Origin of the sequence: Nocardioides baculatus, assembly GCF_016735675.1 — a bacterium.
Taxonomy (GTDB): domain Bacteria; phylum Actinomycetota; class Actinomycetes; order Propionibacteriales; family Nocardioidaceae; genus Nocardioides; species Nocardioides baculatus.
The window spans coordinates 136,748-149,021 of sequence record NZ_JAERSG010000005.1 but is presented as its reverse complement, the minus strand read 5'-3'; the positions used below and the strand labels follow the sequence as shown (position 1 = coordinate 149,021).

Annotated in this window: 11 protein-coding genes and 1 tRNA gene; 6 read left to right on the top strand and 6 right to left on the bottom strand. The window is 71.7% G+C overall.

Going from position 1 to position 12,274, the window contains the following annotated elements:
- Positions 1-179: 179 nt before the first annotated feature.
- Positions 180-255 (top strand) — tRNA-Arg (locus JI751_RS16260).
- Between the two features lie 9 nt (positions 256-264).
- Here JI751_RS16260 and JI751_RS16255 read toward each other — a convergent pair.
- The 3 genes from JI751_RS16255 to JI751_RS16245 all read right to left on the bottom strand — a co-directional run bounded on the left by JI751_RS16255 (position 265) and on the right by JI751_RS16245 (position 3,679).
- Positions 265-666, bottom strand: coding sequence for a pilus assembly protein CpaE (locus tag JI751_RS16255; protein ID WP_201938954.1), 402 nt, complete (start codon positions 664-666; stop codon positions 265-267).
- 29 nt (positions 667-695) lie between these two features.
- Complete coding sequence (locus JI751_RS16250; protein ID WP_201938953.1) at positions 696-2,291, bottom strand: CHAP domain-containing protein; 1,596 nt, start codon at positions 2,289-2,291, stop codon at positions 696-698.
- 215 nt (positions 2,292-2,506) lie between these two features.
- Positions 2,507-3,679, bottom strand: a complete 1,173-nt coding sequence (locus JI751_RS16245; RefSeq protein WP_201938951.1) for a saccharopine dehydrogenase family protein — start codon at positions 3,677-3,679, stop codon at positions 2,507-2,509.
- A gap of 52 nt (positions 3,680-3,731) precedes the next feature.
- Between JI751_RS16245 and JI751_RS16240 the strand changes: the two genes are divergently transcribed.
- The 3 genes from JI751_RS16240 (at position 3,732) to JI751_RS16230 (ending at position 6,872) form a co-directional block, all read left to right on the top strand.
- On the top strand, positions 3,732-5,600 hold the full coding sequence (locus tag JI751_RS16240; protein ID WP_201938949.1) for a beta-propeller domain-containing protein: 1,869 nt from the start codon (positions 3,732-3,734) through the stop codon (positions 5,598-5,600).
- A gap of 127 nt (positions 5,601-5,727) precedes the next feature.
- Complete coding sequence (locus JI751_RS16235; RefSeq protein ID WP_201938948.1) at positions 5,728-5,997, top strand: DUF2277 domain-containing protein; 270 nt, start codon at positions 5,728-5,730, stop codon at positions 5,995-5,997.
- Complete coding sequence (locus tag JI751_RS16230) at positions 5,994-6,872, top strand: Sir2 family NAD-dependent protein deacetylase (protein ID WP_307814302.1); 879 nt, start codon at positions 5,994-5,996, stop codon at positions 6,870-6,872. The genes JI751_RS16235 and JI751_RS16230 overlap by 4 nt, the downstream gene beginning before the upstream one ends.
- A 68-nt stretch (positions 6,873-6,940) precedes the next feature.
- Here the strand turns inward: JI751_RS16230 and JI751_RS16225 are convergent, their stop codons facing one another.
- Positions 6,941-7,621: an iron-dependent transcriptional repressor DtxR gene (locus JI751_RS16225; protein WP_201938947.1), complete on the bottom strand. Its 681-nt coding sequence runs from the start codon at positions 7,619-7,621 to the stop codon at positions 6,941-6,943.
- A gap of 63 nt (positions 7,622-7,684) precedes the next feature.
- Here JI751_RS16225 and JI751_RS16220 point away from each other — a divergent pair, with 63 nt between their 5' ends.
- Both JI751_RS16220 and JI751_RS16215 read left to right on the top strand, forming a co-directional pair.
- Complete coding sequence (locus JI751_RS16220; protein ID WP_201938946.1) at positions 7,685-8,473, top strand: hypothetical protein; 789 nt, start codon at positions 7,685-7,687, stop codon at positions 8,471-8,473.
- Positions 8,474-8,534: 61 nt separating this feature from the next.
- Entirely contained in the window at positions 8,535-10,121 is a 1,587-nt protein-coding gene (locus tag JI751_RS16215) for a glycoside hydrolase family 13 protein (RefSeq protein ID WP_201938945.1), read from the top strand.
- Between the two features lie 66 nt (positions 10,122-10,187).
- Here the strand turns inward: JI751_RS16215 and JI751_RS16210 are convergent, their stop codons facing one another.
- Together JI751_RS16210 and JI751_RS16205 are read right to left on the bottom strand one after the other, a co-directional pair.
- Positions 10,188-10,655 carry a MarR family winged helix-turn-helix transcriptional regulator gene (locus JI751_RS16210; RefSeq protein WP_201938944.1) on the bottom strand — a complete coding sequence of 156 codons (468 nt, stop codon included), beginning with the start codon at positions 10,653-10,655 and terminating at the stop codon, positions 10,188-10,190.
- A complete protein-coding gene (locus JI751_RS16205; RefSeq protein WP_307814301.1) occupies positions 10,652-12,250 on the bottom strand; it encodes an MDR family MFS transporter in 1,599 nt (532 codons plus the stop codon). The genes JI751_RS16210 and JI751_RS16205 overlap by 4 nt, the downstream gene beginning before the upstream one ends.
- Between the last annotated feature and the right edge of the window lie 24 nt (positions 12,251-12,274).

Sequence of the window (12,274 nt, the reverse complement as noted above, 5' to 3'; positions counted from 1 at the left end):
GTGAGCACAAGACCGGTGGAGGGTGCTCCACCGTGCGTCTGGGGCCGCGGGTCGGAGCGGGGCTGGTCGCGACGCTAGGGGCGCCGGACAGACGTGGGACACACCCCGACGGGCGTGGCTGCCCGTGCGCCACCGTTGCGCGACGACGTACGCGGTCGTGGCAGGATGCTGCCCGCCACGCCCCAGTAGCTCAGTGGATAGAGCAGCCGCCTCCTAAGCGAAAGGTCGCAAGTTCGACTCTTGCCTGGGGCACCACACCTGGTCCTAGCGACCCCGCAGCAACGCCAGCACGGCACGCGCCGCCGCGTCCTCGGCACCGACGTCGACGTGCTCCTGCTCGGCGTCCCGCACCCGGATGCGTACGACGTGCCCGCCGGACCGCGCGGCCAGGCTGACGAAGTCCGGACCGAGCAGCTCGAGGAGCTGGTCGAGTCGGGGCAGCCAGACCGCCTCGCGCTCGTCCACGTCGTCGAGCGCCCACTCGGTCGTCCCGTTGAAGGCGAGCGTGCGGCCGTGGGGCAGGTCGCGCACCTCGACCACCATGTCGCTCACCGTGAACACCGTGTCGTCGAGCTCGCGGTCGGGCACCCAGAAGGTGTCGCCGTTGCGCGGCGACCACGTCACGCCGGCGTCGCGCAGGCGGCGGGCGAGGTCGTGGGAGATCACCGTGCCAGTGTGCCCGGCCCGGGAAACGCCTACGGAACCGTCAGCGTCGAGCGGGCGACGTCCGGCAGGACGAGGTCGGTGCCGGAGTAGCGCACGACCAGCGGCTTGGTGCCGGGCTTCAGCTTCCGCAGGACCACGTGTGCCGTGCCCTCGACGACCGGGGCCTCGACGGTGCGCCCACCGAGGGTGACGGTGATCGCCCCGGCCGGCTTCGCCGCTCCGGGCGCCTTGACCTTGACGTCGATCGTCACCTTCCTGCGTCCGACGTCGGTGCCGACCCGGACGTCGGAGACCGCCTTGACGGCCGGCGCAGCGACGGTCTCCACGGTGTCGCGGAAGTAGCGCTTGGTCCAGGTGACCTCGACCGACAGGCCGTGCCCGACGTCGCCGCGGCGGACGGTGTAGGTGTTGCGCGTGGTCCCGGCGATCCGCTTGCCGTCGCGGAGCCACCGGTACGACGGCGTGGCGTTGGTGGGCCGGGCAGCGCCGACCTTGGCGACCAGCTTGCTCCCGACCTTGGCCTTGCCCTGCACGACGGTCGGTGCGGTGACCGTGACGGGCTTGGCGAGCACGGGTGTGGTCGCCGGTGCGGCCGAGCGCGACTTCTTGAAGCCGCCGGCGCTGGCGATCGAGCGTGCGGTGATGGTCTTGTCGATCATGCTCCGCGTCAGGACGAGGCTCGACCCGGTCGCGCCGTCGAGCGCCTGGCCGTTGGCGTACCACTGGGTCTTGACCTTGGCGGGCTGCGGCGACCACGAGGACGGGGTGAGCATCAGCGTCTGGCCGACCTGGGGGGTCCCCTCGATCGCCGGCACTGCGGTGCGCGTGAACGTGCCGGGTGCGACCGGGGCCGTGGCCAGCGACGCGTTGCCGGGCTGGTAGCCGTCGAGCTGGGCGGTGACCTCGGCGGTGAGGGTCTTGCCCTTCACGTCGGGCGTGGGGACGTACGTCGCCGCGGTGGCGCCGGGGATCTCGGCACCGTCGGCGAGCCAGCGCACGGCGACGGCGGTGGGGGTCGGCGTCCAGGCGCCGGTCTCGACGACGAGCGGCGCTCCGACTGCGGGGGTCCCGGAGATGACGGGCGGGGTCGTGGGCTCCACGACCTTGTCGTTGAAGTGGATGAAGCCGCTGGGCCAGCCGCCACCGGTCTTGGTGACGCGGCGCCAGTGGAAGTCGCCGCCCCAGTAGTCCTCCGAGACGACGATCTCGGTCTCGGAGATGACCTGCTCGACGTAGGCGACGTGGCCGTTGGAGCCCGCCGGCGACACGTTGGACTGGTACCACGCGACCGCGCCGACCCGCGGCGACTGGTCGGTGATGCTCGCCATCGCCGCGCCCCAGTTGGAGGCGTTGCCGTTGCCCTCCCAGGGCCGGGTCGTCGACATGCCCGACTGGATGAGGCGGTACGCCACGTAGTTGGTGCAGTTGTGCCCGGCGTACATCTTCCAGAACATCGCCGACGACGCCTGCCGGTAGCCGTAGTTGCCGTAGCCGGCGGCCTGGCACCCGGCGTACCCGGTGCAGAGGTAGGTCGAGGTGGTGAGGTCGATCCGGCTCGCAGTGGTCGGCGTGACGAGCAGGACGAGCGCGAGGGCGCCGACCGCCAGCCGGGTCGTCCGACCCACCCACGTCACGACAGCGCGCAGCGCTCCGCGAGCCGCGTGGGGCTGTTGTGACGAATGTGAAAGATGAGGCGGGAGGGACACAAAGAGAGATCGTAGGAGCGATCTGTCAAGGCCGCCACGCCGATGAGAGAAGAACAATTGTGTAATTCGTTCGGCCACGCTCACACGCGGCGCGCGGGGCGTCCGGTGCCCGTCCGGAGAGGGTCAGGTGCGGGTCAGGACACCGTCTCGAAGCGGATGCCCGCGGCCTGGAGCCGGGCGAGCAGCGCGTCACCCATCGCAACGACGGGGGTGACCTGGCCCGAGGTCTCCGGGTTGTCGTCGAAGGCCAGGCAGAGCGCCGCCTCCGACAACATCTTCGCCGTCTCGGTGTAGCCGGGGTCACCGCCCGACACCTTGGTGCGCACCGTCCGGCCGCCGCCCTCGCCGACGAAGTCCACGGTGAACCACGACTTGTCGCGCTTGGCCTCGTCGGGCCCGGACCCCTGCGGCACCTTGCCCTTGAGGAAGTCGCGCACCGGGGGCACCTGGGCGGCGACGGTCAGCACGCCGACACCGACCGCACCGCCGAGGGCGTAGCGCAGCGTCTTGGTGCCGGCCCAGTGGGAGTAGCGGAACTTCGGGCCGTACGCCGGCAGCGCGGCGCCGCTGCGCGCGACGATGATCGGGTCGATCGTCGGCAGCGGGAGCAGCCAGTAGCCGAGCACCGGGTCGCGGTGCGGCTTGCCACCGACCGAGCGCGACGACCGGCCGTCGGCGGGCTTGCCCTCCGCGCGGCGGCGGGCGGCGTAGGTCTTCCTCATGTCCTTGGCGCGGGCGAACTGGTTGAGCGCCGAGTGGAACGTGCCGCCGGAGAAGGTGCCCGCGGACCGGACCACGCCGCGCAGCGTGATCGGCGCGTCCGACGGCAGCTGCTGGACGGTGAAGTAGGCACCCAGGTCGTGCGGGATCGAGTCGAAGCCGCAGGCATGCACGAGCCGGGCGCCGGTCCGGACGGCCGTCTGGTGGTGGGCGAGGAAGGTCTGGTCGACGAACTCGGGCTCACCCGTCAGGTCGACGTAGTCGGTGCCGGCCTCGGCGCAGGCGGCGACCAGTGGCGCGCCGTGCTCGAGGTAGGGGCCGATCGTCGTGATCACGACGCGGGTGCGGCGCGCGATGTCGGACAGCGCGGCCGGGTCGGTCGAGTCGGCCACCAGCACCTCGACGTCCGCCCCGAGCCGGGCGCGTACGGCCTCGAGCTTGTCGGCGTTGCGCCCCGCGATCGCCCAGCGCAGACCCGACGGAGCGTGCTCGGCGAGGTAGTCGGCGGTGAGGCCGCCGGTGAAGCCGGTGGCCCCGAACAGCACGATGTCCAGGTCCCGGTGGCTGTCCCGCTCCGTGTCGCTCATCGCGCCATCGTGCCACGCGGAACCGGGGCCCCGACCGGCCCGTCCCACGGCCATGAGCCTCCGCCGTTTCACCACCACCGTCGCAGCCACGACGACCCTCGCTGCGGCCGTCGGCGTGGGCTACCTGCTGGGCGACGACAGCGGTCGCACCACGCCGCCCGCCTCGGCGCCGATCGCGCTGGCCAACGCCGACCTCGCCGTCGCCGCCAGCTGCGACGACCTCCTCGACTCCTACATCGATCGCGGCCTCGAGCAGGTCGGCCCCTACGGCTGGGGCTCGGGAATCGTCATGTTCGACGCCGCCGGCGGTGACGCCGAGATGAGCTCGCCGACGGCCTCGGGCGTCCAGCGCGCGGCCGGTTCGACGGTGAAGACCTCGCGGTCCACGAGCAACGAGTCCGGCACCAACGTGCAGGAGCTCGGCGTCGACGAGTCCGACGTGGTCAAGGTCGCCGGCCCCCTCCTCCTGCGGATGCGCGACGGCGAGCTGCTGGCGTACGACGTGTCCGGGGACGAGCCGTCGCTGCTGTCCACCACCCGCATCGAGGACTCCCGCGGCCACGGCCTCCTTGGCGACCTGGGCGGCGAGCTCCTCCTGGTCGGCGGTCGCGCGGTGGTGCTCGGCACCTCGCCGGACGGCCTCGACACCACCATCACGACGGTCGACCTGGCCGACCCGACCTCGCCGAGCATCGTCGACGCCACCACGGTCCGCGGTCGCGCGTCCGCCGTGCGGCTGCACGGCGACGTCGTACGCGTCGTGCTGCAGACCGGGCTGCCGGAGCTCGACTTCTCCTACCCGGACGGGACGTTCGGGCAGGTTCGTGCGCGCCTGCGCAACCGCGCGCTGGTCCGCGACACCACGCTCGCCGACTGGCTGCCGAGCATCGGCGGCGAGCCGGCGGTCGACTGCTCCGACGTCGCCGTCCCCGACGACGAGACGGTCGCGCTCGGCACCACCACCGTCATCGCCTTCGACCCCGCCGAGCCCACGGAGCGGTCCACGACCGCGGTCGCGACGGACAGCGACACGGCGTACTTCTCGACCGACCGGTTCTACCTCGCCGCCGGCGGCCCGCAGTGGGGCATGTGGGGCGACTGCATGGACTGCCGCATCGGCCCGGGCACGACGTCCGGCACGACGCCGCTCTACGCCTTCGCCCTCGACGGGGTCGAGACGACGTACGTTGCGTCCGGCGAGGTCGAGGGCACGATCGCCGACCGCTGGTCGATGGACGCCGTCGGCGGCTCGCTCCGGGTCGCGGTCGGGCCGAGCAGCGAGACCGGCAACTTCAACTCGGTGATCACCCTGCGCGAGGACGGCTCCTCGCTGGTGGAGGACGGCAGGGTCGACGACCTCGGCGTCGACGAGCAGATCAAGTCGGTGCGGTGGTTCGACGACCTTGCGATCGTGGTGACGTTCCGCCAGACCGACCCGCTCTACGCGATCGACCTGAGCGACCCGGCCGCCCCGCGGCTGCTCGGCGAGCTCAAGATCCCCGGCTTCTCGGAGTACCTCCACCCGCTCGGTGAGCACCGGCTCATCGGGATGGGCCAGGACGCGACGCTCGACGGGATGACCCGCGGTGCGCAGGCGGCGCTGTTCGACGTGACCGACCTGACCGACCCGCGGCAGATCGACGTCGTGCGCTACGACAGGGAGACCTGGGCCGGCGCGGCCAGCGATCCCCGCCAGTTCACCTGGCTGCCCGAGCAGCGGGTCGCGCTGACCGTCGTCTCGCAGGGTTGGAGCGGCACCACCGGCTGGGTCTCGGTGCTCTCGCTCGACGACGGCTCGATGACGAACCGGATGGTCGAGGTCGAGCACGGCAGCGACGTCGCCCAGGTGCGGCTGGTGCCGCTCTCCTCCGGCAAGGTCGCGCTGGTGACGGGCGAGGACGTCTCCTTCTTCTCCGTGTGACCGCTCTCCCGTTGGTCGAGGAGGGCGCGCTGGCGCCCGTCACGAGACCCGCCAGCCCGGGCACCCAGGTCTCGTGACGGGACTTCGTCCCTCCTCGACCAGCGGGAGGGCGTCGTACGCTCACAGCATGTGCCGCAACATCCGCCCGCTGAACAACTTCGAGCCGCCCGCGTCGCGTGACGAGGTGACGGCCGCCGCCCTGCAGTACGTCCGCAAGGTGGCCGGGACGACCAAGCCGTCGCAGGCCAACGAGGCCGCGTTCTACGCAGCGGTGAAGGAGATCGCCCACATCACCGAGCACCTGCTCGACGACCTGGTGACCACCGCGCCGCCGAAGAACCGTGAGGTCGAGGCGGAGAAGGCGCGCGCCAGGGCCCGGGTCCGGTACGGCACGTGACCCTGAGCCGCTCGGCTTACACCTCTCCCGCGGAGCACCCGGCTGCGCCCGCCGAGGCGGACCCGGCCGTGGTGGAGGCGGCACTCGACCTGCTCGCCGGCAGGCCGCTGGTCGTGCTGACCGGCGCGGGCCTGTCGACCGACTCGGGCATCCCGGACTATCGCGGCCCGGGCGCGCCGGTGCGCGCCCCGATGACCTACCAGGAGTTCGTCGCGACGCCGGAGGCGCAGCGCCGCTACTGGGCGCGCAGCCACGTGGGTTGGCAGCGGATGGGCCGCGCCGAGCCCAACGACGGACACCGCGCGCTGGCCGCGCTCGACCCGCTCCTGCTCATCACGCAGAACGTCGACGGCCTGCACGAGGCCGCCGGCTCGCAGCGACTGATCGCCCTGCACGGCCGGGTCGCCGACGTCATCTGCCTGTCCTGCCGTAGGACCTCGTCGCGGGCGGCGCTGGAGCGGGTGCTCGACGAGCTCAACCCCGGCTGGATCGAGCGGCACGGCGCGGCGCTCACCAAGCCCGACGGCGACGTCGAGCTCGACGAGACCGACGACTTCGTGGTGCCGACGTGCGACTGCGGTGGGCCGCTCAAGCCCGACGTGGTCTTCTTCGGGGAGAACGTCCCTGCCGACCGGGTGGCCCGCTGCTACGCCGCGGTCGAGGCCCTCGGCACCGGCGGCGCGATGCTGGTCGCCGGGTCGTCCCTGACGGTCATGAGCGGGCTGCGGTTCGTGAAGCGCGCGGCCGCGGGAGGGACGCCGATCGTCATCGTGAACCGTGGTGTGACCCGCGGTGATGCGCTGGCGTCGTACAAGCTCGAGGTGGGGTGCAGCGAGTTCCTGGGTGAACTCGGAGGGCGAGTCGGACACTTGTAGGCGGTTGCAACGGCCTCCAGGTGTCGGAGTCCCCGCACGTGCGGGGACTCCGACAACAGCGAACCTGCCTAGCGGCGCACGAAGATGTGCTCGGCGGCCTCGACCACGAGCTCGGCGGTCTCGCCGCCGGAGCCGATGAGGATCCCCTCGTCGGTACGGGCGATGGTGACCGTCTTGCCGGGGAGGGCACCGACGCGGCGGAGCAGGGCCATCAGCTCCTCGTCCTTCTGCATCTCCTCGGAGATCCGTCGGACGTGCACCAGCTGGTCCTCGTCGATCGCGGCGTCCGAGAGCGGCTCGACGTCGGTCATGAAGTCCTCACCCGTGGCGTCCCCGAGCTCCTCGAGCCCGGGGATCGGGTTGCCGTAGGGCGACTCGGTGGGGTGGTCGAGCAGCTCGAGCAACCGGCGCTCGACCGTCTCGGACATCACGTGCTCCCAGCGGCAGGCCTCGGCGTGCACGAGCTCCCAGTCGAGGCCGATCACGTCGGTGAGCAGGCGCTCGGCGAGCCGGTGCTTGCGCATCACGCGGGTGGCCAGCAGCTGGCCCTCCTCGGTGAGCTCGAGGTGGCGGTCGCCCTGGACCGTGAGCAGCCCGTCGCGCTCCATCCGCGCCACCGTCTGCGAAACCGTCGGCCCCGACTGGTGCAGCCGCTCCGCGATCCGCGCGCGCAGCGGGACGATGTCCTCCTCGACGAGCTCGTAGATCGTGCGGAGGTACATCTCGGTGGTGTCGATCAGGTCACTCACGCGGGCCATTGTGTCCCATCGCCGGAGTGCCGCGCTCCGCCCACCCGTGGCACAGTGAGGCCGGTGAGCGAACTCATCGTCCCGCAGCGGTTCTGCGGTCCGCCCGACTCCGGCAACGGCGGCTGGACCGCCGGCGCACTGGCCGCCCTGGACGACGCCGACGCTCCCGACGACCGGTCCGACGGGTGGCCTGCGATCGAGGTCTCGCTGCGCCAGCCGCCGCCCCTCGACGCCCCGATGCAGGTCGAGGAGGAAGCCGGCGTCCTCACCGCGTCGTTCGGCGGGACCGTGATCGCGACCGCCCACCGGGTCGACCGCGACCTGCTCGCGGTGGAGCCGGTGTCCCCGGAGGTCGCGACGGCCGCCGAGGCGTCGTACCCCGGACACGACTTCCACCCCTTCGCGACCTGCTTCGCCTGCGGTACGGCGCGCAGCGAGGGCGACGGCCTGCGGATCTTCCCCGGGCAGACCGGCGACGGACCCGACGGCGCACTCGTCGCCGCGTCCTGGACGCCGCACCCGAGCCTCCACGAGGACTGGCACACCTACGTCGACGAGACCCCGCGCGCGTCGGTCGCCACGACGTGGGCGGCGCTCGACTGCATCGGCGGCTGGGCCGGCGACCTCACCGAGCGGCTGATGGTGCTCGGCCGGATGACCGCCCGGATCGACGACCTCCCCGTCATCGGCGAGCCCCACGTCGTCGTCGGCGAGGGTCGCGGGCAGGACGGACGCAAGACCTTCACCGCCTCGACGCTGTACGACGTCGACGGCCGCGTGGTCGCGACGGCCGAGCACACCTGGATCGCGGTCGACGCGGAGCTGTTCGGCGGGCGGATGCCGGCTCGCTGAGGGTGTCCGACCGCCGACACGGGTTTGACCACCCCTCCCCCGCGGTTGAGAGGATCGACCCATGGCTGATGTGAACGATCCAAGCACCGCGTGGTGGCGCAACTCCGTCGTCTACCAGATCTACGTCCGCAGCTTCGCGGACAGTGACGGTGACGGCATCGGCGACCTGCCGGGCATCACCGCCCGCCTGCCGCACCTCGCCGAGCTCGGCGTCGACGCCCTGTGGCTCACGCCGTTCTACACCTCGCCCCAGCACGACCACGGCTACGACGTCGCCGACTACCGCGACGTCGACCCGCTCTTCGGCCGGCTGTCCGACGCCGACGACCTCGTCGCCCGTGCCCACGAGCTCGGCCTGAAGGTGATCGTCGACCTCGTGCCCAACCACTCCTCCGACGAGCACGAGTGGTTCAAGGCGGCGCTCGCCGCCGGGCCGGGCAGCCCCGAGCGCGCCCGATACCTCTTCCGCGACGGCACGGACAAGGACGGCAACCCGCCCAACAACTGGAAGTCCGTCTTCGGCGGACCGGCCTGGACCCAGGTCGAGGACGGGCAGTGGTACCTCCACCTCTTCGACTCCACCCAGCCCGACTTCGACTGGCGCAACCCCGAGGTCGCCGAGATGTTCGAGGACGTGCTGCGGTTCTGGCTCGAGCGCGGTGTCGACGGCTTCCGCGTGGACGTGGCGCACGGGCTCTACAAGGAGGCCTCGCTCCGCGACCAGGTGATCGAGGAGGACGGTGAGCCGGCGAGCGGCGCCGCCGAGATGGTGGAGCGCAAGGTCACCGACGAGCCGATGTGGGACCAGCCCGAGGTGCACGACGTCTACCGGCGCTGGCACGAGATCCTCGACGAGGCCGGCCCGGACCGGATGGCCGTCGCCGAGGCCTGGACCTCGACGGTCGAGTCGATGGCGGCCTACATCCGGCCCGACGAGCTCGACCAGACCTTCAACTTCGCGTGGCTGCTCGCCGAGTGGTCGGCCGAGACGTTCGGCGAGGTCATCACCGACACGCTCGCCTCGGTCGCGCCGACCGACGCGTCCCCGACGTGGGTCCTCAGCAACCACGACGTGACGCGCCACGTCACCCGCTACGGCGGCGGCGTCCAGGGCCTGGCCCGCGCCCGCGCTGCCACCATGACGATGCTCGCGCTCCCGGGCTCGAGCTACCTCTACCAGGGCGAGGAGCTCGGCCTCGAGCAGGTCGACGTCGCCCCGGAGTTCCGCCAGGACCCGTCCTACCTCCGCACCGGCGAGCCCGGCCGCGACGGCTGCCGGGTGCCGATCCCGTGGAGCGGCACCGAGGCGCCGTACGGCTTCGGGCCGGGTACCGACCAGCCGTGGATCCCGCAGCCGACCGACTGGGCCGCGATGTCCGTCGAGGCGCAGACCGGCGACCCGACCTCGACGCTGGAGTTCTACCGCGACGCGCTGCGCGTGCGCCGTGAGTTCGCCTGGACTGCCGGCGACGCGGTCGAGATCGTCGGGACGCACGACGACGTCCTCACCTTCCGCCGCGGCCCGATCACCGTCGTGCTCAACTGCGGCGACGCCCCGGTCGAGCTGCCCGACGGCGAGCTGCTGCTCGCGAGCGGCCCGGTCGAGGGCGGCAAGCTCGCGCCCGACACGGCCGCCTGGCTCCGCTGAGGTAGTTCAGGGCGAGGCGGTCGTCAGGAACCTGTACCCCCGACCGTCTCGCCCTGAACTATCCGGTCAGTCGTCGGAGAGGGCGGTGTTGTAGGCCGCCAGCTGGTCCGCGAAGCCGGCCAGCTCGGCGTCGCTCCAGCCCGAGAGCCGCTGGTCGAAGCGGTCGCTGCGGTGCCGGCTCATCTCCTCGAGGCGCGTGCGGCCCTCCGTCGTCGCGTCGAGCAGGATCGCGCGACGGTCCTCCGGGTCGGGCTGTCGCTGGACGAGGCCGAGGTCGACGAGCGACTGCACCTGCCGGCTGACGCCGCCCTTGTCCATGCCGAAGGCGTCGGACAGGTCCGCCCCGCGCATCGGGCCGTTGGCGGCGAGGTGGGTGAGGATGAAGTACGTCATCGGGTGCAGCTCGGGGTGCACCTCGCGGGCGCGCTCCCCGATGACCCGCTTGACGCGCCGGATCAGGCTCCCGACCTCAGCCTCGATGCGACGCAGGTCGTCGTGACGCGTCGTCATCGTGGCCTCTCGGGTGGTGGTCATGCCTGCGGGGAGGTCGGGGCGATCTCGGCCATGAGCTCATCATCGCGCTTCACCGAGGTCCGCAGCGGGACCTCCTTGATGAAGAGCACCGCGATGAGCGCACCGACCGCGAAGGGCAGCGCCACCAGGAAGATGTGACCGGTCGCGTCACCGAACGCGCTTTCGAAGATCGCGCGGATCGGCTCCGGCATCGTGGAGACGTCGGGGATGCCGCCGGTGTCGTGGCCGACCGCGTCGGCGTACTCCGGGTTCGTCCGCAGCAGTGCGGCGAGGCCCGTCTGCACCGCGTCGGCGACCTGGTGGGCCAGCACGGCGCCCAGCGCGGCGATGCCGACCGAGCCGCCGAGCGAACGGAAGAACGCGACGACGGACGAGCCGGCGCCCATGTCGGCGAGCGCGATGGTGTTCTGCACGGCGAGCACGAGGTTCTGCATGGTGGCGCCGAGGCCGAGACCGAGGACCGCCATGTAGATGCCGGTCTGCCACAGCGGCGTACCTGCATCGATCGTGGACAGCAGGCCGAGGCCGGCGATGACGGCGACCATGCCGCCGACGAGCCAGCGCTTCCAGACACCGGTGGCGGAGATGATGCGGCCGCTGATGATGCTGGAGACGAGGAGGCCGCCGACCATGCAGATCGACATCAGGCCGGCCTCGGTCGGGCTCATGTCCTTGGCGCGCTGGAAGTAGAGGCTGAGGTAGACCGTCGAGCCGAACATCGCGACACCGATCAGCACCGAGGCGATGGTGGCGAGGGTGAGGGTGCGGTCCTTGAAGAGGTGCAGCGGGATGACCGGGTCCTTGGCCACGTTGGCCTCGACGTGGATCGCGGCCGCGATGACCGCGATGGCGCCGACGACGAGCAGGCCGCTGGTCCACGAGATCCAGTCGAAGTTCTGGCCGCCGAGCGAGACCCAGATCAGCAGGATGGAGACACCACCGACGAGCAGGAACGCACCGAGGTAGTCGATCGACACGTCGCGCTTCACGACGGGGAGGCGCAGCGTCTTCTGGAGCACGACGAAGGCGAGGAGCGCGACCGGGAGGCCGGCGAAGAAGCACCAGCGCCAGCCGACGGTGTCCACCAGGACGCCACCGACGAGCGGTCCGCTGACCGTGGCGAGCGCGAAGACCGCGCCGATGTAGCCGCTGTAGCGACCGCGCTCCCGCGGCGAGACCATCGTGGCGATGACGACCTGGACGAGCGCCGTCAGGCCGCCGACGCCGAGGCCCTGCACGACGCGGGCTCCGATCAGCACCTCCATCGACGGCGCGAAGCCGGCGATGAGCGAGCCGATGGAGAAGATCACGAGGGCCGTCTGCACGAGCAGCTTCTTGTCGAAGAGGTCGGCGAACTTGCCCCAGATCGGGGTGGTGGCGGTCATCGCGAGCATGGTCGCGACGACGACCCAGGTGTAGCCGGTCTGGCTGCCCTGGAGGTCGTCGACGATCGTCGGCAACGCGTTGCTGACGATCGTGCTGGAGAGCATCGCGACGAACATCGCGAGGAGGAGCCCGCTGAGGGCCTCGAGCACCTGCCGGTGCGTCATCTCGCCGCTCTGCTCAGCGGCGGGGACGGTGGGAGCCTGGGTCACTGCGTGCCTTCGATTCTTGGTTGC

Excerpts from the sequence above, each read along its gene's own strand:
- JI751_RS16215 (WP_201938945.1), top strand. The coding sequence starts at position 8,535 with ATGGCTGATGTGAACGATCCAAGCACCGCGTGGTGGCGCAACTCCGTC.
- JI751_RS16245 (WP_201938951.1), bottom strand. The coding sequence starts at position 3,679 with ATGAGCGACACGGAGCGGGACAGCCACCGGGACCTGGACATCGTGCTG.
- JI751_RS16235 (WP_201938948.1), top strand. The coding sequence starts at position 5,728 with ATGTGCCGCAACATCCGCCCGCTGAACAACTTCGAGCCGCCCGCGTCG.
- JI751_RS16240 (WP_201938949.1), top strand. The coding sequence starts at position 3,732 with ATGAGCCTCCGCCGTTTCACCACCACCGTCGCAGCCACGACGACCCTC.
- JI751_RS16210 (WP_201938944.1), bottom strand. The coding sequence starts at position 10,655 with ATGACCACCACCCGAGAGGCCACGATGACGACGCGTCACGACGACCTG.